At 40.0% G+C, this 23,126-nt stretch carries 23 protein-coding genes; 6 read left to right on the top strand and 17 right to left on the bottom strand.

Features of this window, described 5'->3' with window-relative positions:
* Positions 1 to 49 precede the first annotated feature (49 nt).
* Both HT693_RS09265 and HT693_RS09260 read right to left on the bottom strand, forming a co-directional pair.
* Positions 50 to 2,110, bottom strand: a complete 2,061-nt coding sequence (locus HT693_RS09265) for a heavy metal translocating P-type ATPase (RefSeq protein WP_119919434.1) — start codon at positions 2,108 to 2,110, stop codon at positions 50 to 52.
* Position 2,111: 1 nt separating this feature from the next.
* Positions 2,112 to 2,390, bottom strand: coding sequence for a DUF6110 family protein (locus HT693_RS09260; protein WP_000910903.1), 279 nt, complete (start codon positions 2,388 to 2,390; stop codon positions 2,112 to 2,114).
* Positions 2,391 to 2,540: 150 nt separating this feature from the next.
* On the opposite strand from HT693_RS09260, the gene HT693_RS09255 reads away from it, so the two are divergent.
* The gene (locus HT693_RS09255; RefSeq protein WP_001024685.1) at positions 2,541 to 3,389 is read left to right on the top strand and encodes a putative RNA methyltransferase; all 849 of its coding nucleotides are present in this window, start codon (positions 2,541 to 2,543) and stop codon (positions 3,387 to 3,389) included.
* A gap of 352 nt (positions 3,390 to 3,741) precedes the next feature.
* On the opposite strand, the gene HT693_RS12410 is transcribed toward HT693_RS09255, so the two are convergent.
* The 3 genes from HT693_RS12410 to malQ form a co-directional block, all read right to left on the bottom strand.
* On the bottom strand, positions 3,742 to 3,948 hold the full coding sequence (locus tag HT693_RS12410) for a hypothetical protein (protein WP_000265678.1): 207 nt from the start codon (positions 3,946 to 3,948) through the stop codon (positions 3,742 to 3,744).
* A gap of 333 nt (positions 3,949 to 4,281) precedes the next feature.
* Positions 4,282 to 6,540, bottom strand: a complete 2,259-nt coding sequence (gene glgP / locus HT693_RS09250) for a glycogen/starch/alpha-glucan family phosphorylase (RefSeq protein WP_172925127.1) — start codon at positions 6,538 to 6,540, stop codon at positions 4,282 to 4,284.
* A gap of 25 nt (positions 6,541 to 6,565) precedes the next feature.
* The gene (malQ, locus tag HT693_RS09245; RefSeq protein ID WP_284730333.1) at positions 6,566 to 8,131 is read right to left on the bottom strand and encodes a 4-alpha-glucanotransferase; all 1,566 of its coding nucleotides are present in this window, start codon (positions 8,129 to 8,131) and stop codon (positions 6,566 to 6,568) included.
* A gap of 610 nt (positions 8,132 to 8,741) precedes the next feature.
* Between malQ and HT693_RS09240 the strand changes: the two genes are divergently transcribed.
* From HT693_RS09240 to HT693_RS09220, 5 genes are all read left to right on the top strand, one after another.
* Positions 8,742 to 10,013, top strand: coding sequence for a maltodextrin ABC transporter substrate-binding protein (locus HT693_RS09240; RefSeq protein WP_172925126.1), 1,272 nt, complete (start codon positions 8,742 to 8,744; stop codon positions 10,011 to 10,013).
* A gap of 109 nt (positions 10,014 to 10,122) precedes the next feature.
* The gene (locus HT693_RS09235; protein WP_172925125.1) at positions 10,123 to 11,415 is read left to right on the top strand and encodes a sugar ABC transporter permease; all 1,293 of its coding nucleotides are present in this window, start codon (positions 10,123 to 10,125) and stop codon (positions 11,413 to 11,415) included.
* 1 nt (position 11,416) lies between these two features.
* Positions 11,417 to 12,259: a sugar ABC transporter permease gene (locus tag HT693_RS09230; protein WP_119946937.1), complete on the top strand. Its 843-nt coding sequence runs from the start codon at positions 11,417 to 11,419 to the stop codon at positions 12,257 to 12,259.
* A 261-nt stretch (positions 12,260 to 12,520) separates the two neighbouring features.
* Entirely contained in the window at positions 12,521 to 13,321 is an 801-nt protein-coding gene (locus HT693_RS09225) for a DUF1189 domain-containing protein (RefSeq protein WP_000938251.1), read from the top strand.
* Positions 13,322 to 13,330: 9 nt separating this feature from the next.
* Positions 13,331 to 14,317, top strand: a complete 987-nt coding sequence (locus HT693_RS09220; protein ID WP_001145442.1) for a LacI family DNA-binding transcriptional regulator — start codon at positions 13,331 to 13,333, stop codon at positions 14,315 to 14,317.
* A 29-nt stretch (positions 14,318 to 14,346) separates the two neighbouring features.
* Here the strand turns inward: HT693_RS09220 and HT693_RS09215 are convergent, their stop codons facing one another.
* From HT693_RS09215 to HT693_RS09160, 12 genes are all read right to left on the bottom strand, one after another.
* The gene (locus HT693_RS09215) at positions 14,347 to 15,288 is read right to left on the bottom strand and encodes a YitT family protein (protein ID WP_000806293.1); all 942 of its coding nucleotides are present in this window, start codon (positions 15,286 to 15,288) and stop codon (positions 14,347 to 14,349) included.
* On the bottom strand, positions 15,266 to 17,029 hold the full coding sequence (gene aspS, locus HT693_RS09210; RefSeq protein WP_000830878.1) for an aspartate--tRNA ligase: 1,764 nt from the start codon (positions 17,027 to 17,029) through the stop codon (positions 15,266 to 15,268). The genes HT693_RS09215 and aspS overlap by 23 nt, the downstream gene beginning before the upstream one ends.
* 154 nt (positions 17,030 to 17,183) lie before the next feature.
* Positions 17,184 to 17,414: a hypothetical protein gene (locus HT693_RS09205; RefSeq protein ID WP_138705162.1), complete on the bottom strand. Its 231-nt coding sequence runs from the start codon at positions 17,412 to 17,414 to the stop codon at positions 17,184 to 17,186.
* A gap of 17 nt (positions 17,415 to 17,431) precedes the next feature.
* The gene (locus HT693_RS09200; RefSeq protein WP_000771219.1) at positions 17,432 to 18,073 is read right to left on the bottom strand and encodes a type II CAAX endopeptidase family protein; all 642 of its coding nucleotides are present in this window, start codon (positions 18,071 to 18,073) and stop codon (positions 17,432 to 17,434) included.
* A 9-nt stretch (positions 18,074 to 18,082) separates the two neighbouring features.
* Positions 18,083 to 18,781 (bottom strand): ABC transporter permease, encoded by a 699-nt coding sequence (locus tag HT693_RS09195; protein ID WP_000488855.1) that lies wholly within the window; start codon positions 18,779 to 18,781, stop codon positions 18,083 to 18,085.
* Positions 18,774 to 19,598 (bottom strand): ABC transporter ATP-binding protein, encoded by an 825-nt coding sequence (locus HT693_RS09190; RefSeq protein WP_000621678.1) that lies wholly within the window; start codon positions 19,596 to 19,598, stop codon positions 18,774 to 18,776. The genes HT693_RS09195 and HT693_RS09190 overlap by 8 nt, the downstream gene beginning before the upstream one ends.
* A 10-nt stretch (positions 19,599 to 19,608) precedes the next feature.
* Complete coding sequence (locus tag HT693_RS09185) at positions 19,609 to 20,352, bottom strand: DUF3169 family protein (RefSeq protein ID WP_000412276.1); 744 nt, start codon at positions 20,350 to 20,352, stop codon at positions 19,609 to 19,611.
* Positions 20,353 to 20,363: 11 nt separating this feature from the next.
* Entirely contained in the window at positions 20,364 to 20,552 is a 189-nt protein-coding gene (locus HT693_RS09180; RefSeq protein WP_001046123.1) for a hypothetical protein, read from the bottom strand.
* Positions 20,552 to 20,758 carry a helix-turn-helix transcriptional regulator gene (locus tag HT693_RS09175; protein WP_001176227.1) on the bottom strand — a complete coding sequence of 69 codons (207 nt, stop codon included), beginning with the start codon at positions 20,756 to 20,758 and terminating at the stop codon, positions 20,552 to 20,554. Before HT693_RS09175 ends, HT693_RS09180 begins: the two co-directional genes overlap by 1 nt.
* A 9-nt stretch (positions 20,759 to 20,767) precedes the next feature.
* Positions 20,768 to 21,232 carry a hypothetical protein gene (locus HT693_RS09170; protein ID WP_025170602.1) on the bottom strand — a complete coding sequence of 155 codons (465 nt, stop codon included), beginning with the start codon at positions 21,230 to 21,232 and terminating at the stop codon, positions 20,768 to 20,770.
* Positions 21,232 to 22,512, bottom strand: a complete 1,281-nt coding sequence (gene hisS, locus HT693_RS09165; protein WP_000775895.1) for a histidine--tRNA ligase — start codon at positions 22,510 to 22,512, stop codon at positions 21,232 to 21,234. Before hisS ends, HT693_RS09170 begins: the two co-directional genes overlap by 1 nt.
* 272 nt (positions 22,513 to 22,784) lie before the next feature.
* Positions 22,785 to 23,126: transposase (locus HT693_RS09160; protein WP_172925124.1), on the bottom strand; the 342-nt coding region annotated here is incomplete at its 5' end.

The following is a 23,126-nucleotide window of genomic DNA, read 5'->3' as shown; positions in this document are numbered from 1 at the left end:
GAGTTACCCTCGAGAAAGGTAACTCCTTTTTGCTGTTAATAGTCCCCACCTATCCCTTAATAGACAGGCTACGCAGTACAATACGTAAGGTTGTTAGATTATGTAAGATAGAAAGATTTGAAGGACTGAGCCAATTAAACAAGCCAAAGCCAATCAAACTACTATTTACGACAACGGTATCTTGAATATTCTTCTTGATGAGTGTTTGCAAAGATGATGATAGCCAATCCAACTCTTGGAAGAAATCCAAACGATTATCTAACAATAAGATATCACTCATCTGCTTAGAAATATCTGCACTCTCATTCATCACCACACCGATATCTGATAGGGTTAGAGCCGCTGAGTCATTCAATCCATCTCCAACCATCAAAATAGTGTGACCTGCTTTCTGTAGTTCCTCTACTAACTCAAATTTTCCATCAGGTTTCAAGTCTGTATAGACCTGATCAAAGGGCAAATCTTTGACTAATGCCTCTGTTCTAACCAAGGTGTCCCCTGTTGCCAGAATCAATTTTTTCCCTTGTGCCTTAAGTTTCTCCAAGGCTGCTTTTGCTTCTTTTCTCAAAGGAGTATGAATGCAGAACATTCCAATCAATTCATTCTGGTAGGCTAAGAATAAGAGATTGTAGTGACTCTTGTACTCTTCAATTAAAGCATTTTGTTCTGAACTGATATGAATTTGCTCATCCTGCATCAAGACATAATTTCCAATAAGAACTGGTTGACCATCGATATGGGACTTAATTCCCTTGCTTGCGATATATTGGAGTTTCCCATGCATTTCCTCATGTTCAATCCCCTCTATCTCAGCTTGCTTGACGATGGCATTAGCAATAGGATGATAAATGTGTTCCTCAAGACAGGCACTGATTCTGAGAATATCTTCCTCACTATAGTCTCCAAAAGGTAACACCTTTTCAACTATAGGATAACTAGTTGTGATTGTTCCTGTCTTATCAAACAAGAAAGTATCAACTTCCAGATATTTCTCCAGAACATCTCCATCCTTAATTACCATCTCACGATTCAACCCCTCCTTAATAGCTGTCAAATAAGCTACAGGAGTAGAGATTTTCAAAGCGCAGGAGAAATCGACTAATAGGAAAGAAATAGCCTTAGAAAAAGAACCTGTCAATAGGTAAGTTAGCCCAGCCCCCAAGAAATTATATTTGACGACCTTGTCCGCCATCTTGATAAAATAGCGTTGTTTCGTTTTCTTGTTTTCTTCAGATTTCTTCATCAACTCAATCAGTTGTAAAACCCGGCTGTTCATCTGATTATCGGTTACACGAATACGTAACTCTCCAGTTTCTAATACTGTATTTGCATAAACCAAATCAGACTCTCTTTTTTCAACTGGAAAACTCTCTCCCGTCAAGGAACTTTCGTTGACCATACCTAAACCTGAAACTACTTGTCCATCAAACAGAATTTCATTTCCTTGAGATAGGACCAAGACATCTCCGATTTGAACATCGGAACTCTTGATACTAACAACCGTATCGCCCTGCACTAAGAATACATCGCTCTCTTTTGAAAGAAGACTCTGTTCTAAATCTGTTGCAGTTTTTTTCAAGGACCACTGATCTAAATGATTCCCCAAATCAAGCATAAACATGATATTGCTAGCTGTCTTGGATTGGTTCATAAACAAGGACAATAAAATCGCCGAACAGTCCAAGACTTCCATCGTTAGTTCCTTACGCGCTAGTGTTTGATAGGCTTCTCTAATATAACCCAAAGCCTGATAACAAGTCCATATATAGCGAATAGGATACGGCACAAAACTACGAAAAAGTACACGCTTAATCGCTGCACCTGAAACAATAGAATAAGCACTCTCTTCTCTACGAATGGGAAGAGTCATCAACTCAGAAACTTTCCCTTTATCAATTCTTTTTAAAAAGGCTTCTGCATTATCTAATACAGAAAAGCCTTCTTTTATACGTAGAGTAAAGTGCTGTTGATCCATGTAAAACTGGATAGACTCAATCCCCTTTTCATCTCTCGCCAAGGAACGAAGATAGTCTTGAATATCCAAGGTGAGTGAAAAAGAAGATGATAGTCGGATATGTTGGTATCCTCTATGTAGCACTTTAAAAGACATATTATTCTCCTATAAGGCTATCTAATTGCTCTTCTTTTTTCTCTTGCTCGTACAAATATTTGGCATCTTGCAAGACATCGTCTCCATGTTGCTTCACAACAGAAACAGATGCATCTAGCTCGTCCTTCAATTTGTAAGCCTTAGCCAAGGCTTTAGAATAACCTTTTTTAGCTTCCTTACTTGCTAAGATTTTCAAACCAAGGGTACCAAATGCGACACCACCCAAAAAGAGTGATGATTTTTTCGCAACTTTTGCAACGCTTAATACTTCTTTTAACATACTTATTTCCTCCTAGATATTATTATATAGCAATTTAGATATAAAAGCAATTTAATTTTGGCACTTTGAAAAGTAATGATACTACTATTTAATTCTATTACAAATCATCCTAAAGTTGCTTTCATTTACCTCTTTTGATACACTTAAACTATGAATATAAACCTCAAACCTAAACTCCAGCGTTTTGCTTCTGCGGCTGCCTTTGCCTGTCCTATCTGCCAAGAAAATCTGACTCTGGTAGAGAGCAGTCTCAAATGCTGCAACCGTCATTCTTTTGACTTGGCGAAATTTGGCTATGTCAATCTAGCACCTCAAATCAAGCAATCTGCTAACTATGACAAGGAAAATTTTCAAAACCGTCAACAAATCCTAGAAGTCGGCTTTTACCAAGCTATCTTAGATGCTGTATCTGACTTGCTTGCAAGCTCAAAAACAACCACAACAATTTTGGATATCGGTTGTGGTGAAGGATTCTATTCTCGCAAACTACAAGAAAGTCACTCTGAAAAAACTTTCTATGCCTTTGACATCTCCAAAGATTCAGTCCAAATCGCTGCTAAAAGTGAACCCAACTGGGCAGTCAATTGGTTCGTTGGTGACTTGGCTCGTCTTCCTATAAAAGACACCAGCATGGATATCCTACTAGATATCTTTTCACCTGCCAACTATGGAGAATTTCGTCGCGTTTTATCCAAAGACGGTATCTTGATCAAGGTTATCCCAACTGAAAATCACCTCAAGGAAATCCGTCAGAAGGTACAAGACCAGCTGACAAACAAGGACTATTCCAACCAAAATATCAAAAATCATTTCCAAGAACACTTTACCATCCTATCTAACCAAACTGCCTCTCTGACTAAGACTATCACAGTAGAACAACTCCAAGCCCTACTCAGTATGACTCCTCTCCTCTTTCACGTTGACCAGAGCAAGATTGACTGGAGCCAACTGACAGAGATTACTATTGAGGCTGAGATTCTGGTTGGGAAAGCATTCTAAACTAGACTTCCCAAAGGTATAAAACTTACCGAAAATCTTCAATATTACAAAAACGCATAAGAACAGGTACTCAAACCTTAATCTTATGCGTTTTGTTATGCAAAAATCACTGGAGTTTCCATACATATTAAGTGGAAATAGTTGAAATCAGTTCTTTTAATAACCATTGAATACCATATAGTACATTTACCCCAAATATGATATAGGCCGTATAAATCAAGTATTTCGATTTTTCCCGTCTCAAAGAATAAATCTTGTACAAAATAGATAAATTTAAAATAATAAATAATAGAGACAAAATCTTCCTCCAAAATCAATATTAAAAGTAGCCAGTCAGGCATATACCTCATATTTATTTTCGATTCGAGATAACAAACTTATCAATAAATAGCAAGTGATATAAGGCAAGTACAGACCCCCAGAAACTACCTCGAAGAGAGATTTCTTGATGATTGAGAGGAAACAAATCATGGTTACCTATATAGAGGCAGGTCAAAATAACAAATAAAATCCAAAATAAATCCGTCCATTTATATTTTGAAAAATATTTTTTCCACATAAAAACACCTTCTTTCCTACAATTATATTATAATACTTTATGTAAGCGAATACAAGGGGTATAAGGCTGAAGACAGTAAAAACCAGCATTTAAAGCCTTCACTGTATCTATAATTTCTCTATTTTTAGACAGGATTGACTAAAATCCACAACATTTAAAAAAGCGAATTTCAATTGAAACTCGCTTTTTTACAAAATGTATTAGTATAAATCTTGTATCTTATACTCAATGAAAATCAAAGAGCAAACTAGGAAGCTAGCCGCAGGTTGCTCAAAGCACAGCTTTGAGGTTGCAGATAAAGCTGACATGGTTTGAAGAGATTTTCGAAGAGTATTAGTTCAAGTGCCAGATATCTTCGTTATACTGAGCAATTGTACGGTCAGATGAGAAGAATCCTGCTTTAGAAATGTTAACAATGACTTTATCCAACCATGCGTCACGGTCTTCGTAGTCAGCCAACATTTGCTCTTTGACTTTGATGTAATCTTCTAAGTCAAGAAGAGTCATGAACCAGTCTTTGTTGATCAATTCATTGTAAAGACGTTCCAAGCGCTCTTTGTTTCCAGCTGCAAGAACTGCATCGCTAACGATGAAGTCAACCAATGGTTTGATAGCTTTACGAGCGTAGAATTCGCTTGATTTGTAAGCTGCTTTTGCGTAAAGGTCGATAACAGTTTCTGAATCTTCACCAAAGATGTAGATGTTTTCGTCACCAACCAACTCAGCGATTTCCACGTTAGCTCCGTCCATAGTACCAAGAGTCAAAGCTCCGTTCAACATGAATTTCATGTTACCAGTACCTGAAGCTTCTTTAGAAGCAAGTGAGATTTGTTCTGAGATGTCACATGCTGGGATAAGGAAGCTTGCTGCAGTAACGTTGTAGTTTTCAACCATAACTACTTGCAAGTGTGGAGCTACTGCTGGATCGTTAGCAATAACTTCTGACATGCAAAGAATCAAGTGGATGATGTCTTGAGCGATTGTGTAGGCTGGAGCTGCTTTACCACCAAAGAAGATTGTGATTGGACGAGCAGGGATGTTACCAGCTTTGATGTCAAGGTATTTGTGGATTACGTACAAGGCATTCATTTGTTGGCGTTTGTACTCGTGAAGACGTTTGATTTGGATATCAAAGATAGAGTTTGGATTGATTTCCACACCTTGGTGTTCTTTCAAGTGACGTGCCAATTTACGTTTGTTGTGAGCCTTGATGCTTTCCAATTTTTCTTTGACAGCTGCTTTGTCTTCATAAGACAAGAGTTTTTCAAGCTCATCTGCTTCATGGTGCCAACCATCTCCAAGAATCTCATCCAAGTAGTGAGACAATCTTGGGTTAGCATGCATGAGCCAACGACGGAAAGTGATACCGTTTGTTTTGTTGTTGAATTTTTCTGGGTAAAGGTCGTAGAAGGCTTTCAACTCAGAATTTTTCAAGATTTCAGTGTGAAGTGCTGCTACTCCGTTAACACTGTATCCGTAGTGGATATCCATGTGAGCCATGTGAACACGTCCGCTCTCATCGATGATTTGAACAGCTGGATCTTTGTATTCTGCTTTCACACGACGGTCCAATTCTTTAATGATTGGTACCAAGTGAGGAACCACTTCTTGCAAGAATTCAAGAGGCCATTTTTCAAGCGCTTCTGCAAGGATTGTGTGGTTAGTGTAGGCAGTCATGCTACGAACGATTGAGATTGCTTCGTCAAGCTCGATACCACGTGCAGTCAAAAGACGGATCAATTCAGGGATCACCATTGATGGGTGAGTATCGTTGATTTGGACAACTGCGTAGTCAGCAAGGTCATGCAAGTTGCTTCCTTTTTCGATTGCTTCGTCGATGATCAATTGCGCACCGTTTGAAACCATGAAGTATTGTTGGAAGATACGGAGCAATTCACCTTGACGGTCACTATCATCTGGGTAAAGGAAGAGAGTCAAGTTGCGAGCGACATCTGTCTTGTCAAAGCTGATACCGTCTTTAATAATAGAAGAATCAACTGAATCCAAGTCAAACAAACGCAAGCGGTTCTTCGTTTCTGTCTTGTAACCAGGAACATCAATATCATAAAGAGTTGATGTCAAAGTAAAGTCTGCAAATGGCACTTGGTAGCTACGGCTTGAGCGAACCAACCAGTTTTGCTCTGTCAACCATGCATTTGGAATTGTTTCTTGTTGGTTGTTTTTAAGAACTTGTTGGAAAAGACCAAAGTGGTAGTTCAGACCAACACCGTCACCATTCAAACCAAGAGTCGCAATTGAGTCGATAAAGCAGGCAGCCAAACGTCCCAAACCACCATTACCAAGAGATGGTTCCAATTCAACTTCTTCAACTTCGATCAAGTCTTTACCTGCAGCTGCAAGTTCTTTTTTGACATCGTCGTAAAGACCAAGGTTGATCAAGTTGTTTGACAAGAGTTTACCAATCAAGAACTCAGCTGAGATGTAGTAAACTTTTTTCTTACCAGTGTTAACTGGTTTTTGGCTACTTGCAAGCTTGCTGTAGTTAAGAAGAGCAAGGTAAAGCTCTTCATTGCTACATTCTGCAATGGTTTTATTGTAACGATTTTGTACAAATTCTTGTAGTGATAACATGTTTAAGATGTCTCCTGATATTGTATTATTTCTTTAATTCTACCAAATTTTCATTTATTCGGCGATAGATTGTTGTTAAGTCAAGCAAACCTTCCTCAACAGCTGGTGTCAATTGCTCTTCAGTCATACGCCAAGACCAGTTTCCACCAAGGGTAGATGGGAAGTTCATACGAGCCGCCTCATCCAATTCTAGCAAATCTTGCATAGTTGCAATTGCCATGAAGCTAACTGATGAAAAGACTGTACGAAGCATAGCATGTGGAACTGTTTCGTATTCTTTACGGTTCGTGTAACGAGCCATGTACTCACGAGTCGCATCATCGATCTCGTTACGGTACCAACCAAGAACCGTGTTGTTATCGTGTGTTCCTGTGTACATAACTGAGTTAGCAGGTGCCAAGTGTGGGCTATCGATACTTTCGTCTTCTGGATTGAAAGCAAATTGAAGAATCTTCATTCCTGGGAAGCCAGTACGTTCACGCAACTCAATAACTTCATCTGTCATGAAGCCAAGGTCTTCTGCGATGATGTTTAACTCACCAAGTTCTTCCTTAACGGCTGCAAAGAGCTTGTAGCCAGGACCTTTGACCCACTCACCAGGTGCTGCTGTATCAGAACCAGCAGGGATTTCCCAGTAAGATTCGAAACCACGGAAGTGGTCGATACGAACGATGTCGTAGATTTTGAAGCTTTCACGCAAGCGTTCAATCCACCATTTGTAACCGTCTTTATCCATTGCTTCCCAGTCATAGATTGGGTTACCCCAAAGCTGACCAGTTGCAGAAAATTCATCTGGTGGGCATCCTGCGATACAAGTAGCCTTACCATTGACATCTGTCTTGAAGAGATGTGGATTTGCCCACATATCGCTTGAATCTTCCGCTACGTAGATTGGCATGTCCCCAACGATTTCGATGTGGTTGTCGTTAGCGTAAGCTTTCAATTTCAACCATTGTTGGAAGAAGAAGTATTGAGTCACACGGTGGTAAACCAACTTGTCTGCCAATTGCTCACGGTAGCTTTCAAGTGCTGAAGCTTTACGAGCACGAACATCTGCATCTGGCCATTCAGTCCAAGCAAGATTGTCAAAATGCTCTTTGATAGCCATATACTCAGCAAAGAGCTCAAGCCATGATTGGTTGTCTTGAGCAAATTTCTCAAAATCTTTAACATCTCCTACTTCCAAGAAACGTTTTACCGCTTTTTCTAAAAGAGGACGACGTGCATAGTAGATTTTCGCATAATCAACTTCAGACGCATCGCTACCAAAGTCAACTCCTTCAAGGTCACTTGCTTCCAACAAACCTTGCTCCACCAAGATATCTAAATCGATAAAATGAGTGTTTCCTGCGAAGGCTGAGAAAGATTGGTAAGGAGAATCCCCGTAACTAGTTGTTCCTAATGGAAGGATTTGCCAGTAACGTTGTTTTGTGCGAACCAAGAAATCAACGAAATCGTAAGCACTTTGACCAAATGATCCGATTCCGTAAGCTCCTGGAAGAGAAGAGATGTGCATCAACACACCACTTTGACGTTTTTTCATAATAGCACCTCGTGTGTTAAAATAATGGAACGTTGCGTATTTTTGCAGACGCAAACGTTTGCGCTACTTATAAGTATACTCCTTTTCAAGCATAATTGCAAGCGTTTTTAAAAAACTTTTTTGATTATTTTTAAGGAGATTAACCCATTTTAGCAAAGATAACTTATACTCAATGAAAATCAAAGAGCAAACTAGGAAACTAGCCGCAGGCTGTACTTGAGTACGGCAAGGCGACGTTGACGCGGTTTGAATTTGATTTTCGAAGAGTATTAAAACTATCTAATCCTAAAATTTGACTCTCACAGAATCCGTCTACAAACTGCAAAACCTCCTTAGAAAACTTGAATTTAGATACAAGGGGCACAAAGGTCCATAGAAAATAGATAGGAATTAGAAACAGGGAGGTAGCCCCTCCTGATTTCCTTCTTTAGATAGATTACATCTATTTTTTATTAAAAATACTGTATTCTTATCTATTTCACACTTTTCTTCTATTAAAAAGCAAAATCATGCTATCAAATCAAGCTTAAAAATTTTTTAAAATTTTTGTCAAAAACACTTGCAACCGTTTTCTATTTGTGCTATACTAAGGTCATAAAGGAAAACGTTTGCGTTTTTCTTGTCAATAAAACTTGTTATTCTTTAGGAGGAATACACTATGTCATCTAAATTCACGAAGAGCGCTGCTGTGCTTGGAACTGTTACACTTGCTAGCTTGCTTTTGGTAGCTTGCGGAAGCAAAACTGCTGATAAGCCTGCTGATTCTGGTTCATCTGAAGCCAAAGAACTCACTGTATATGTAGACGAAGGATATAAGAGCTATATTGAAGAGATTGCTAAAGCTTATGAAAAAGAAGCTGGCGTAAAAATTACTCTTAAAACTGGTGATGCTCTAGGAGGCCTTGATAAACTTTCTCTTGACAACCAATCTGGTAATGTCCCTGATGTTATGATGGCTCCATACGACCGTGTAGGTAGCCTTGGTTCTGACGGACAACTTTCAGAAGTGAAATTGAGCGATGGTGCTAAAACAGACGACACAACTAAATCTCTTGTAACAGCTGCTAATGGTAAAGTTTACGGTGCTCCTGCCGTTATCGAGTCACTTGTTATGTACTACAACAAAGACTTGGTGAAAGATGCTCCCAAAACATTTGCTGACTTGGAAAACCTTGCTAAAGATAGCAAATACGCATTCGCTGGTGAAGATGGTAAAACTACTGCCTTCCTAGCTGACTGGACAAACTTCTACTATACATATGGACTTCTTGCCGGTAACGGTGCTTACGTCTTTGGCCAAAACGGTAAAGACGCTAAAGACATCGGTCTTGCAAACGACGGTTCTATCGTAGGTATCAACTACGCTAAATCTTGGTACGAAAAATGGCCTAAAGGTATGCAAGATACAGAAGGTGCTGGAAACTTAATCCAAACTCAATTCCAAGAAGGTAAAACAGCTGCTATCATCGACGGACCTTGGAAAGCTCAAGCCTTTAAAGATGCTAAAGTAAACTACGGAGTTGCAACTATCCCAACTCTTCCAAATGGAAAAGAATATGCTGCATTCGGTGGTGGTAAAGCCTGGGTCATCCCTCAAGCCGTTAAGAACCTTGAAGGCGCACAAAAATTTGTAGACTTCCTTGTTTCAACTGAACAACAAAAAGCCTTATACGATAAGACTAATGAAATCCCAGCGAATACTGAAGCTCGTTCATACGCTGAAGGTAAAAACGATGAGTTGACAACAGCTGTTATCAAACAGTTCAAGAGCACTCAGCCACTGCCAAACATCTCTCAAATGTCTGCAGTTTGGGATCCAGCGAAAAACATGCTCTTTGATGCTGTAAGTGGTCAAAAAGATGCGAAAACATCTGCTAACGATGCTGTAACATTGATTAAAGAAACAATCAAACAAAAATTTGGTGAATAACAAATTTGTTCAAGGGGGGTGGAAATCAAATCCCCCTTTGAATTTATCAATAGAAACACAAATAATTTAGCTTTCTTATAAAAAGCGGTATCCTATGAAAGGAGTTATTATGGAAAAGCAACAACCTAGTAAAGCAGCCCTGCTGTCTATCATTCCTGGGTTAGGACAGATTTACAATAAACAAAAAGCCAAAGGTTTTATCTTCCTTGGTGTAACCATCGTATTTGTCCTTTACTTCCTAGCACTTGCAGCCCCTGAATTGAGCAATCTCATCACTCTTGGTGACAAGCCAGGTCGTGACAATTCCCTCTTTATGCTGATTCGTGGTGCCTTCCATTTAATCTTTGTAGTCGTTTATGTACTCTTTTATTTCGCAAATATTAAAGATGCACATACGATTGCAAAACGCATTAACAATGGAATTCCAGTTCCACGCACACTCAAAGACATGATCAAAGGGATTTATGAAAATGGCTTCCCTTACCTCTTGATCATTCCATCTTATGTTGCCATGACCTTCGCGATTATCTTCCCAGTTATCGTAACCTTGATGATCGCCTTTACCAACTATGACTTCCAACACTTACCACCAAACAAATTGTTGGACTGGGTTGGTTTGACAAACTTTAGTAATATCTGGAGTTTGAGTACCTTCCGTTCTGCCTTTGGTTCTGTTCTTTCTTGGACTATCATTTGGGCTTTGGCAGCTTCTACTTTACAAATCGTAATTGGTATCTTCACAGCTATCATTGCTAACCAACCATTTATCAAAGGAAAACGTATCTTTGGTGTTATTTTCCTTCTTCCTTGGGCTGTCCCAGCCTTCATCACTATCTTGACATTCTCAAACATGTTTAACGATAGTGTCGGTGCTATCAACACTCAAGTATTGCCAATCTTGGCTAAATTCCTTCCTTTCCTTGATGGAGCTCTTATTCCTTGGAAAACAGACCCAACTTGGACTAAGATTGCCTTGATTATGATGCAAGGTTGGCTCGGATTCCCATACATCTACGTTTTGACTTTGGGTATCTTGCAATCTATTCCTAACGACCTTTACGAAGCAGCTTATATTGACGGTGCCAATGCTTGGCAAAAATTCCGCAACATCACTTTCCCAATGATCTTGGCTGTTGCAGCACCTACTTTGATTAGCCAATACACCTTCAACTTTAACAACTTCTCTATCATGTACCTCTTCAATGGTGGAGGACCTGGTAGTGTCGGAGGTGGAGCTGGTTCAACCGATATCTTGATCTCATGGATCTACCGTTTGACAACAGGTACATCTCCTCAATACTCAATGGCGGCAGCTGTTACCTTGATTATCTCTATCATTGTCATCTCAATCTCTATGATCGCATTCAAGAAACTACACGCATTTGATATGGAGGATGTCTAAGATGAATAACTCAATTAAACTCAAACGTAGACTGACTCAAACCCTTACTTACCTTTACCTGATTGGCCTTTCAATCGTGATTATCTATCCACTATTGATTACTATCATGTCAGCCTTTAAAGCAGGTAACGTCTCAGCCTTTAAACTAGATACTAATATCGACCTCAATTTTGATAACTTTAAAGGCCTCTTCACTGAAACCTTGTACGGTACTTGGTACCTCAACACTTTGATTATCGCCTTGATTACTATGGCTGTTCAAACAAGTATTATCGTACTTGCTGGTTATGCTTACAGCCGTTACAACTTCTTGGCTCGTAAACAAAGTTTGGTCTTCTTCTTGATTATCCAAATGGTGCCAACCATGGCCGCTTTGACAGCCTTCTTCGTTATGGCACTTATGTTGAACGCCCTTAACCACAGCTGGTTCCTCATCTTCCTCTACGTTGGTGGTGGTATCCCGATGAATGCTTGGCTCATGAAAGGCTACTTCGATACAGTGCCAATGTCTTTAGACGAATCTGCAAAACTAGACGGTGCAGGACACTTCCGCCGCTTCTGGCAAATTGTTCTTCCACTTGTTCGCCCAATGGTTGCCGTACAAGCTCTCTGGGCCTTCATGGGACCTTTTGGGGACTACATCCTCTCTAGTTTCTTGCTTCGTGAGAAAGAATACTTTACTGTTGCTGTTGGTCTCCAAACCTTCGTTAACAATGCGAAAAACTTGAAGATTGCCTACTTCTCAGCAGGTGCTATCCTCATCGCCCTTCCGATCAGTATTCTCTTCTTCTTCCTACAAAAGAACTTTGTTTCAGGACTTACAAGTGGTGGCGACAAGGGATAATATATCCCCGCCACCCTTTTTCATTTTATACTCTTCGAAAATCTCTTCAAACCACGTCAGCTTCCATCTGCAACCTCAAAACACTGTTTTGAGCAACCTGCGACTAGCTTCCTAGTTTGTACTTTGATTTTCATTGACTATTAGCGATTGTCACTGTAAGTAATGTCCTTACAACAAGCAATTTTTCTCCTAGACTTGAAATAAAGCGAATTTAACTATATAATAATACTCATATAGAAAACACCTTTTAGAAAGATACCTATGCTTCCATATCCATTTTCTTATTTTTCAAGTATTTGGGGATTTCGTAAGCCCCTGTCCAAACGTTTCGGGCTCAACTGGTTTCAACTACTCTTTACCAGTATCTTCCTTATCAGCTTGTCTATGGTACCCATTGCCATCCAAAACAGCTCCCAGGAGACTTATCCGCTAGAAACCTTTATCGATAATGTCTATGAACCATTGACAGATGAGGTTGTCCAGGATCTCTCTGAACATGCTAGAATTGTTGATGGTAAGCTAACTTATACAGGAACTGCCAATCAAACGCCTTCTCTTGTGATTAGCCCCAGTCAAAGCAAGGAATTACCTAAGGACTTGCAACTGCATTTCGACACAAAAGAACTGGTCATCAGCAAGGAAAGTAAAGAGTTGACACGCATCTATTACCGAGCTATTCAGACTGAGAGTTTCAAAAGCAAAGACAGCTTGACCCAAGCAATTTCTAAAGACTGGTACCAGCAGAATCGTGTCTATATCAGTCTCTTCCTAGTTCTCGGTGCGAGCTTCCTCTTTGGTTTGAATTTCTTTATCGTCTCTCTAGGGGCGAGTCTTCTCCTTTATATCACTAAGAAATCCCGACTCTTTTCATTTAGAACCTTTAAAGAGTGCTATCATTTTATCTTGAACTGTTTAGGATTGCCGACTCTGATTACGCTTATTTTGGGATTATTTGGCCAAAATATGTCAACCCTGATTACTGTACAAAACATTCTTTTTGTTCTGTATCTGGTCACTATCTTTTATAAAACACATTTCCGTGATCCAGATTACCATAAATAGGAGATTTTTATGCCCGTTACGATTAAAGACGTGGCCAAGGCTGCTGGTGTTTCACCTTCAACCGTAACCCGTGTTATTCAAAATAAATCAACCATTAGCGACGAAACAAAAAAACGCGTTCGCAAGGCTATGAAGGAGCTCAATTACCATCCCAACCTCAATGCTCGCAGCTTGGTAAGTAGCTATACTCAGGTGATTGGTTTGGTTCTTCCTGATGACTCAGACGCCTTCTACCAGAATCCTTTCTTTCCATCGGTTCTACGTGGCATCTCTCAAGTCGCATCTGAAAACCACTATGCCATTCAGATAGCAACAGGGAAAGATGAGAAGGAGCGCCTCAACGCTATTTCACAAATGGTCTACGGCAAGCGTGTAGATGGGCTAATCTTTCTCTATGCCCAAGAAGAAGACCCTCTCGTAAAACTCGTAGCAGAAGAACAGTTCCCCTTCCTTATCTTAGGTAAATCTCTATCTCCTTTCATCCCACTTGTAGACAACGACAATGTTCAAGCTGGTTTTGATGCAACCGAATATTTCATCAAAAAAGGCTGCAATCGTATTGCTTTTATCGGAGGAAGCAAAAAGCTCTTCGTGACCAAAGACCGTTTAACAGGCTATGAACAGGCGCTTAAGCATTACAAACTTACCACTGACAACAATCGCATCTACTTTGCCGACGAGTTTCTGGAAGAAAAGGGCTATAAATTTAGCAAGCGATTATTCAAGCACGATCCACAAATTGATGCTATCATCACAACCGATAGCCTCCTAGCTGAAGGTGTTTGTAACTATATTGCCAAACACCAGCTGGATGTCCCTGTTCTCAGCTTTGACTCGGTTAATCCCAAGCTCAACTTGGCAGCCTATGTCGATATCAATAGCCTAGAACTTGGTCAAACATCATTTGAAACGATTCTTCAGATTATCAACGATGCTAAAAGCAATAAACAAATTTGTTACCGCCAGTTGATTGCCCATAAAATTATAGAAAAATAAAAACCAGCTCACGCTGGTTTTTTTGGTCACTAATTATCTATCTCAACAAACCTTCCTAGAATATGAACATTTTCCGAGACAGAGACAAAGGCGCTTGGATCCACTTGTGTCATAATCTGTTTAAATTCATTAAACTCTGCACGTGTAATGACAGTGATTAGAACTGCCTTTCTCTCGTGATTATAGGTTCCTTCTGCATCGTGGATCATGGTTGCTCCGCGGTGCAATTTTTTATGGATTTTCTCAATTACTTTATCTGGATGATTGGTCACAATCATAGCCTGCATGCGTTTTTGCTTGGTAAAAACAGCGTCTGTTACACGGCTAGAGACAAAGATGGTAATCATAGAGTAGAGAGCGTATTTCCAACCAAAGGTCAAACCTGCTATCAGCATGATGGTCCCATTTACCAAGAGAGAAATACTACCGACATTCTTACCTGTTTTCTTGCGAATAGTCAGGCTGACGATATCCGTCCCACCACTGGAGATATTGTTTCGAAGAGCAAAACCAATCCCCAAACCCATAACAACACCCCCAAAAAGGGCATTGATAATGGGATCCTCCGTCAAGGTTGCCACAGGGACAAACTGGATAAAGAAGGAACTCATAGACACCGTGATAAAGGTAAAGACAGTAAACTTATGGCCAATCTGATACCAAGCTAAGACCATCAAAGGGAAGTTAATGGCGTAGAAGGTTAGCGAAATCGGAATATGAAAACCAAACCAGTGATTACTCAAGGCAGAGATAATCTGTGCCATACCTGTCGCACCACTCGAATACACATGCCCTGGTTGAAAAAAGAAATTAACTGCTACTGCTGATAAAAAACCATAGACCAGAGAGGCCGAAATCTTCTCATCATACTTTTCTCGAGAGATACTTTGTAAGACACGTAAAATTTTTATCTGATAAGCAAAGCGGCGCAGATAATAGCGCCACCGCTTAATTCGTTTTGCTTGTTTCATCTTCTTCTACTTGTAAGCTGAGTTCCTCTAGTTGTTTGAGTGCTACTGTTGATGGAGCTTGTGTCATTGGGTCACTTGCCTTGTTGTTCTTAGGAAAGGCAATGACTTCACGGATATTTTCTTCTCCTGCTAAGAGCATGACAAAGCGGTCAAGCCCGATAGCCAAGCCACCGTGTGGTGGGAAACCATAGTCCATGGCTTCAAGAAGGAAGCCAAACTGGTCATTTGCTTCTTCGGCTGAGAAACCAAGAGCCTTGAACATGCGTTCTTGAAGGTCTTTTTGGTTGATACGAAGACTACCACCACCAAGTTCGTAACCGTTCAAGACGATATCGTAAGCAATGGCACGAACCTTAGCCAAATCACCTTCTAATTCGTGAGCTGTTTCTTCCTGTGGAAGAGTAAACGGATGGTGGGCACTCATGTAACGGTCTTCTTCTTCAGACCATTCAAACATTGGCCAGTCAACCACCCAAAGGAAGTTGAATTTATCATTATCAATCAAGCCAAGCTCTTTGGCAATACGTCCACGAAGGGCACCAAGAGTTGCATTCGCCACTTCAAGCGTATCTGCCACAAAGAGAACCAAATCCTTATCCTCAAGCGCAAGCGCTGCTGTCAATTCTGCTTGGATGCCAGTCAAGAACTTGGCAACTGGTCCATTTAATTCTCCATCAACAACCTTAACCCAAGCAAGACCTTTGGCACCGTACTGTTTGGCTACTTCCGTCATCTTGTCGATGTCTTTACGTGAATAGTCGTCCGCAGCTCCTTTGACCACAATGGCTTTTACAGCAGGTGCTTCTGAAAAGACTTTAAAATCAACACCCTTGACCACTTCTGTCAAGTCCTGAAGCAACATGTCAAAACGGGTATCTGGCTTGTCAGAACCGTAAAGAGCCATCGCATCATCGTATTTCATACGAGGGAATGGTAGCGTTACTTCGATGCCTTTTGTTTCTTTCATCACGCGCGCAATCAAGCCTTCTGTAATATCTTGGATTTCTTGCTCCGTAAGGAAAGACGTTTCCAAGTCGACCTGAGTGAACTCAGGCTGGCGGTCTCCACGCAAGTCCTCATCACGGAAACATTTAACGATTTGGTAATAACGGTCAAAACCAGCATTCATCAAGAGCTGTTTCGTGATTTGTGGACTTTGAGGAAGGGCGTAAAAATGCCCTTTATTGACGCGAGACGGTACCAAATAGTCACGCGCCCCTTCTGGTGTTGACTTAGAAAGGAATGGTGTTTCCACGTCGATAAACTCCAACTCATCCAAGTAGTTGCGGATAGAGTGGGTCACCTTAGCACGAAGTTTAAGATTTTCCAACATCTCTGGACGACGAAGGTCAAGGTAACGGTAACGCAAACGTGTATCGTCATTTGCCTCAATGCCATCCTTAATCTCAAATGGTGTTGTCTTAGCTGTGTTAAGCACAATAAGAGCTGTCACGTTTAACTCAACTGCACCAGTTGGCAACTTATCATTGGCTTGCTCACGCGCAGCGACCTGACCAGTCACCTCAATAACAAATTCGCTACGAAGGCTTTCAGCTGTTGCCATAACCTCGGCAGAGACTTTTTCAGGGTTGATAACCAACTGCATGATTCCTTCACGGTCACGAAGATCGATAAAAATCAAACCACCAAGGTCACGACGACGGCCAACCCATCCTTTCAAGGTTATTTCTTGTCCGATGTGTTCCTCACGAACACGACCAGCATACATACTACGTTTCATGTTTTCTCTCCTCTTTTATTCTGTTACTATTTTACCATAAAAGCGCAGGCTCTTCATAAAAATCAGCAGAAAAGTTTGCCAGTCTTAAAAAATCAGGTAAAGTCCCTAAAAATTAGCGCCCATACAAAAATCCGATGAAGTTCATCGGACTCTTTTATTTTGAATTGTTGCCTGCTTTACGCTTTTCAGCAATTTCGGCTGCCTTTCGAGGCAAGACAATTTCCGTTATGTAAGCCGTCCCAAAACGCAAGACACCTGCAATAGGAGCAAAGACGACTGCTAGATAGTTATGGAAGAAATCGCCTTTGAAGGCATAAGCTAGCGCCCCAATGATGAAAAATAGAACAACCGCTTGAATCACTGCTAATAAAATTACTCGTTTCATGTGACCTCCTGACTCTATTATAGCATGAGTATCATCAAAAAGCCGACTAAATTATTCAAAGCGTGGAGAGAAATACTGTAGACCAGACCTTTTCTGCTAATATAAGCCAAGCCCAAACTAAAACCAAGGCTAAAATAGACAAAAAATTGTTGCACATCACCTGGGAAATGACCTAAGGCAAACAAAACACTAGATACCAGAAGGAAAAGCAGAGTTTGTTTACTATTGTCCTGCTTAGGAAAGAGGTAGCGTGCTAACATCCCTCTAAAGATAAGTTCTTCCGTCAGAGGAGCAAAAATAACGACCGCAAAGAATGAGAAAAGTGGTTGAGACAAGGTCAAGTCTATCGCTATTTGCTGATTTACTGAAGGATCATTTGGCAAGAAAAACTGGACAACCAGAGATAAGAACCAAACCAAGGCAGGGAGCCAAATAAATCGGTTGAAGTCGCTCTTCTCAATATGGACAGGACCTTTCTGATACCATTTGTAAATACCGTACACATATACTCCAGCCAAGGCCACATAGAGTAAGGTAACAGCATAAGGTGAAGCGCCTAAGGCAAGCGAAGTAGTCGCGAGCCCCTGAATGAAGCCATAGATGAATAAAAAGGATAGAAGGGCTAGAAGAAACCAGCCAAGGTTTTTAAGTAGTTTCATATAAATCTCCTATCTTGCTTTATAGCTGTTTTTCAATACAAAGAGGTTCGCTATTCCTAACACAAGTACCCAGGCAAGTAACATGCCGATATTAGAAAAAGATATTTCCCCACCTTTTTTATTTAAAAGATTTACAATAGGACCGATGAACGAATAATCCAACACTTTTTGAGCCGTATCATTTTGAAGAGCAATTATAGGTAAAAAAGAGACAATTAACATAGGGAAGATACTATAAACTTGCGCTTTAGATTGAGTATCTGATACCGCACCGATTAGAAGGTTGAGAAAAATAACACTAATAGTTGCTAAGACCAAATAGATAACGTAGGCAAATAAATAACCAGATACATCTACTTTAAGATAGATGGGAAGTACAATCATAGCAAGTAACATTATCAGAATAGGGAGAACAAGCATACTGAAAGTATATTCTGTTGCTGTCACACCACTTAGGATGAGTGATTTAAGATTTCGTTTTGCCTTATCTTCTGCCATCATAATCGATACCATATAACCACTTCCCATACTCAAGACCATCGTTAAACTCATAGAAAGGAGAAACGCACTCAATTCTCCATTCTTATTTAATAATGCATTATATAGAACAGTCACTCCAAAAGGCATCAATAGACTCGCCAATAAAGTTGAATTACTAATAAGAACTTGCACTCTTAACCATAGTAGGGCATTTAATTTTCTAAACATCTAACTTTTCTCCTGTTAATCTGATAAAGATCTCTTCTAAAGTCGGCTCACAAGAGTGAACCACCATCAAATCTGTCGTGTCTAAATGTGGCAATTCTTCAAATGGAACTATCTGTTCTCGTCCATCTTTATAAGCTACACGTACTTTCTTATCCACATGGTACTTCTGGATAATATCTTGCGGACTTCCATACTCTATTAAATTACCCTTATTTAAAAGAGATAAGCGATCACAAAGCAGAGTTGCTTCATTCATATCATGCGTGGTCAGAAAGATAGTTGTCCCCGCATGCTTTAATTCTTGAAGTAGGGTATGAATCATCTTAGATGTTGTAGGGTCTAAGCCACTGGTTGGCTCATCAAGGAAGAGAATCTTAGGTGCATTAAGAAGGGCACGAGCCAAGAACATTCGTTGTTTCATTCCTGTAGATAGTTTTTCTGCGATAATATCTTTAGCATCTGCCAATCCAACCTGTTGAAGCACCTGAACTACTCTATCTGCCTTGAGGCCATATAACTTAGCATAGATGAGAAGATTTTTATAAAGACTCATCTTTTCATAAAAACTACTGCCATCACTCACAATACCAATTTGTTCCAAATCATTTGAGGTTAAATCTTGAGAATTCTTGCCTAGCAAAACTGTTTTACCTTGATCTGCAGCCAACTGTCCTGTTAAGACATTGATCATGGTTGTTTTACCTGAGCCAGAAGGTCCCAGAAAACCAAAGATTTCACCCTCCTTAATCTCAAAAGAAATCTGATGAAGAGCTTTTTTGCTCCCAAAACTTTTACTTACATTTTCAACACGAATCATAGAAACTCCTTTATTTGAAATAGCGTTTTACCATAGGTAACTGCATCACATTGATATAAATATGGATAGCTCCTACAAGCAAGAAGGCTAGTAACTGAATCTCTCCTGTCAAGAAAGAAATGATAAAAAGAAAAACATATAAGACTGGTAAGACATACTGATTTAATTGGAATAAAATCCGAAAACTCTGTTCCAAATTAGCCTGACGCTCCCCTTCATCATAAGAATTTACATACTCTAAGACATCCTTTGGTGTTGAGAAAAATGCCAAATCAAACTGACGAACAATCGCAATGGTCTTAAAAAGATATTTTTGAACACTGAGAATCAGCACTAATCCCAAAAAAGAAAGAGATAAGGTTAGATTGCTTCTATTTGGTACAATCACTTCACTACCTGAGATGAAAAGAGCCAATAAAATCGCTACACTTGCAATATTAAAAGCAGTGGTTCCAAACTCGAGATTCCGATACATTTGCACATAATAGGTTTCATTCAGATCATCATCCATTTCCTCTTGATACAAGGAATGAAACTTTCTGCTTTTCTTTAGGAAATTGAATGTCAAAAGAATGCTAATGAAACCTAATACTAAACAAATAGCTGATATCCATGGTATCAAGATTTTTACATCTAACATAATTCCGTGAGATTCAGCAAGTGCCTTAAACATCCCTACAAAAATGCCAAAGAAAGCTCCCAAGACAATAGACATCAAAAATAATAACAATCCACGTTTCTTTTTCTTTTCCATATTCATTCTCCTTATTTACTTGCTAGATTTTTGGATTTCTTTTCAATCCAGTCAACGACTGGGATAAGAGCAAAGTAGGCCCAGATAAATTGGTCGCTGTAATAGAGATCAAACCATCCTAGATTTGTTCCAATTAGTAGACATAGGCTGACTAATAGAGCTATGGCAACTACATAATAAATCACTTTATACTTGTTCATCACTCGTCCTCCTCCAAGCGAAATACCGATTCGACTGTTTCGTTGAAAATTTGAGATATTTTCAGGGCAATGATAATGGACGGGGTGTACTCATCCCGTTCTAGTAGGCTAATGGTCTGTCTGGAAACCCCTGCCAGCTTGGCTAGGTCGGTTTGATTGAGACCATCGCGAGCTCGAAGCTCTTTTAGACGATTTTTTAGTTGCATGTCACACACCTACTTTCCGTCAAATTCAACAGTTTGGATATCCTCAATGCGTTGTAGTTTGAATTTTTCTTTTCCTTTTTTATTAACACGACGTAGCTTGACCCATTCCTCATCAACATCCACAACTTCCCAGTTATCTGTTCCAAAAACTTGTCCAACGATTGTCGGTGTTTTCCCAATCAATTCTTTTAATAATCTTGACATTTCTTTATTTCCTTTCTGTTTTTGCTCAATTCTTTTGATTTTATTCTCTAATTTCTTGACCCTTTGGGTATGATAGAGATAAAACATAATCACAAGAGGTACAAATCCTAATGCCCACATAATCGTTCCCTGCTCCTTTTCTCTTAACTTGATTATATTGTAACACATCTTTTTCTTTTTGACAAGCATATTTGTCAAAAAGTTTATGATTTTTGTCATTTTGCAAAAGAAAAAGGTCAGGAGTAGGTTTCTGACCAGTTTTTCTGTTATTAAAATCCTAGTTTTTCAAAGATTTCTGAGAAGTTTTGGCTGATTGTCTCAAGTGACACTTGGACTTCTTCTCGGGTTTGGTTATTCTTGACCGTCACTTGTCCGCTTTCGACTTCACTCTCTCCTAGGGTGATGAGGGTTTTAGCCACAAAGACATCGGCTGACTTGAATTGAGCTTTGAGCTTACGGTTGAGGTAATCACGCTCTGCTTTGAAACCTTGTTGGCGAAGAGCCTGTACCAATTCCAAGGCCTTGACATTTGCTCCTTCACCCAAAACTGCGATATAGACATCTAGGGCGTTTTCGATAGGGAGAGTCACACCTTGCTTTTCAAGGATGAGAAGCAGGCGCTCTACACCAAGTCCAAATCCAAATCCAGCAGTTTCCGGGCCTCCAAAGTAAGAAACCAAACCATCGTAACGACCACCCGCACAGACTGTCAGGTCATTGCCCTCAATCTCTGTGATGAACTCGAAAATGGTGTGGTTGTAGTAGTCCAGACCACGCACCATATTGGTATCAATGATGTAGTCTACTCCAAGATTTTCCAACATCTGACGTACAGCATCAAAATGAGCTTGACTTTCTTCATCAAGGAAATCCAAGATAGAAGGCGCATTCTCTACTGCTACCTTGTCTTCTTTTTCCTTAGAGTCCAAGACACGAAGAGGATTTTCCTCCAAACGACGCTGGCTATCCTTAGACAAGATCTCCTTGAGCGGTGTCAAATAGTCAATCAAGGCTTGACGGTAGGCTGCACGGCTCTCAGGATTTCCAAGAGTGTTAAGATGTAATTTGACACCTTGGATACCGATTTCTTTCAAGAAATGGGCCGCCATCGCGATGGTTTCCACATCGGTAGCTGGATTGCTAGAACCAAAACACTCAACACCAATCTGGTGGAATTGGCGCAAACGCCCTGCCTGTGGACGCTCGTAACGGAACATAGGTCCCATGTAGTAGAACTTACTTGGCTTTTGCACTTCTGGGGCGAAAAGTCTATTTTCCACATAGGAACGGACAACGGGCGCAGTTCCTTCTGGACGGAGAGTAATATGGCGGTCACCCTTGTCATAGAAGTCGTACATTTCCTTGGTTACGATATCCGTTGTATCTCCGACAGAGCGACTGATGACTTCGTAGTGCTCAAAAATAGGCGTGCGCACTTCTGCATAATTATAGCGCTTGAAAATCTCACGGGCAAAGCCCTCAACGTACTGCCATTTGGCAGATTCAGCAGGTAAAATATCCTGCGTTCCTTTTGGTTTTTGTAATTTCATAGGGAATCCTCTTTAAACTTAATAGTCTTATTTTACCATAAATAAAGGGATTAAAACAGTGAGAAAAAAATTAGGATTTCCCCCAAATCATTCATACCTCTCTCAACTAGATGTAACTTACAAAACCCCTGACCTCATGAGCCACTTTCTTCCTCCTCATGAGGCCAGTTTTACTTTCTGCTGTTCCAGTATCATTTTTCCTCGCTAGATTTCCTCAAAAGGGCATACTCCTCCCTTGGTGCGTCACACGATTTTTTCATCTCGACTGTTCTTTAATGTATCATTAACGACGCTTTTCTTCTAGGTGGTTCATAAGGAACAGGAAGATTCAGGTTGACTTTTCTAATCCTAGAATAAAGTGCTGAAAACAATTCGGAATAGGCATATAGACTAGACAATTTGAGGAGCTGCTTGCGTCCTGTTCGAACACATTTTCCTACCACGTGAAGAAAAAGATGGCGGAAGCGTTTGATTGTTAAAGTTTGGAAGTCACCTCCAGCTAGATGTTTGAGAAAAAGATAGAGATTGTAGGCGATACAACTCATCATCATACGAACTTCGTTTTTGATTAAGGCTGAACTATCCGTTTTATCACCAAAAAATCCCTCCTTCAT

Source organism: Streptococcus sp. 2154 (genome assembly GCF_013277255.1).
In the GTDB taxonomy this organism is placed as follows: domain Bacteria; phylum Bacillota; class Bacilli; order Lactobacillales; family Streptococcaceae; genus Streptococcus; species Streptococcus pseudopneumoniae.
This window is presented reverse-complemented; position numbering and strand designations above follow the sequence as displayed.

What these genes read in the sequence shown, in the direction of transcription:
- HT693_RS09265 (WP_119919434.1), bottom strand. Translation starts at nt 2,110, where the DNA reads ATGTCTTTTAAAGTGCTACATAGAGGATACCAACATATCCGACTATCA.
- HT693_RS09260 (WP_000910903.1), bottom strand. Translation starts at nt 2,390, where the DNA reads ATGTTAAAAGAAGTATTAAGCGTTGCAAAAGTTGCGAAAAAATCATCA.
- HT693_RS09255 (WP_001024685.1), top strand. Translation starts at nt 2,541, where the DNA reads ATGAATATAAACCTCAAACCTAAACTCCAGCGTTTTGCTTCTGCGGCT.
- HT693_RS12410 (WP_000265678.1), bottom strand. Translation starts at nt 3,948, where the DNA reads ATGTGGAAAAAATATTTTTCAAAATATAAATGGACGGATTTATTTTGG.
- glgP (WP_172925127.1), bottom strand. Translation starts at nt 6,540, where the DNA reads ATGTTATCACTACAAGAATTTGTACAAAATCGTTACAATAAAACCATT.
- HT693_RS09240 (WP_172925126.1), top strand. Translation starts at nt 8,742, where the DNA reads ATGTCATCTAAATTCACGAAGAGCGCTGCTGTGCTTGGAACTGTTACA.
- HT693_RS09235 (WP_172925125.1), top strand. Translation starts at nt 10,123, where the DNA reads ATGGAAAAGCAACAACCTAGTAAAGCAGCCCTGCTGTCTATCATTCCT.
- HT693_RS09230 (WP_119946937.1), top strand. Translation starts at nt 11,417, where the DNA reads ATGAATAACTCAATTAAACTCAAACGTAGACTGACTCAAACCCTTACT.
- HT693_RS09225 (WP_000938251.1), top strand. Translation starts at nt 12,521, where the DNA reads ATGCTTCCATATCCATTTTCTTATTTTTCAAGTATTTGGGGATTTCGT.
- HT693_RS09220 (WP_001145442.1), top strand. Translation starts at nt 13,331, where the DNA reads ATGCCCGTTACGATTAAAGACGTGGCCAAGGCTGCTGGTGTTTCACCT.
- HT693_RS09215 (WP_000806293.1), bottom strand. Translation starts at nt 15,288, where the DNA reads ATGAAACAAGCAAAACGAATTAAGCGGTGGCGCTATTATCTGCGCCGC.
- aspS (WP_000830878.1), bottom strand. Translation starts at nt 17,029, where the DNA reads ATGAAACGTAGTATGTATGCTGGTCGTGTTCGTGAGGAACACATCGGA.
- HT693_RS09205 (WP_138705162.1), bottom strand. Translation starts at nt 17,414, where the DNA reads ATGAAACGAGTAATTTTATTAGCAGTGATTCAAGCGGTTGTTCTATTT.
- HT693_RS09200 (WP_000771219.1), bottom strand. Translation starts at nt 18,073, where the DNA reads ATGAAACTACTTAAAAACCTTGGCTGGTTTCTTCTAGCCCTTCTATCC.
- HT693_RS09195 (WP_000488855.1), bottom strand. Translation starts at nt 18,781, where the DNA reads ATGTTTAGAAAATTAAATGCCCTACTATGGTTAAGAGTGCAAGTTCTT.
- HT693_RS09190 (WP_000621678.1), bottom strand. Translation starts at nt 19,598, where the DNA reads ATGATTCGTGTTGAAAATGTAAGTAAAAGTTTTGGGAGCAAAAAAGCT.
- HT693_RS09185 (WP_000412276.1), bottom strand. Translation starts at nt 20,352, where the DNA reads ATGGAAAAGAAAAAGAAACGTGGATTGTTATTATTTTTGATGTCTATT.
- HT693_RS09180 (WP_001046123.1), bottom strand. Translation starts at nt 20,552, where the DNA reads ATGAACAAGTATAAAGTGATTTATTATGTAGTTGCCATAGCTCTATTA.
- HT693_RS09175 (WP_001176227.1), bottom strand. Translation starts at nt 20,758, where the DNA reads ATGCAACTAAAAAATCGTCTAAAAGAGCTTCGAGCTCGCGATGGTCTC.
- hisS (WP_000775895.1), bottom strand. Translation starts at nt 22,512, where the DNA reads ATGAAATTACAAAAACCAAAAGGAACGCAGGATATTTTACCTGCTGAA.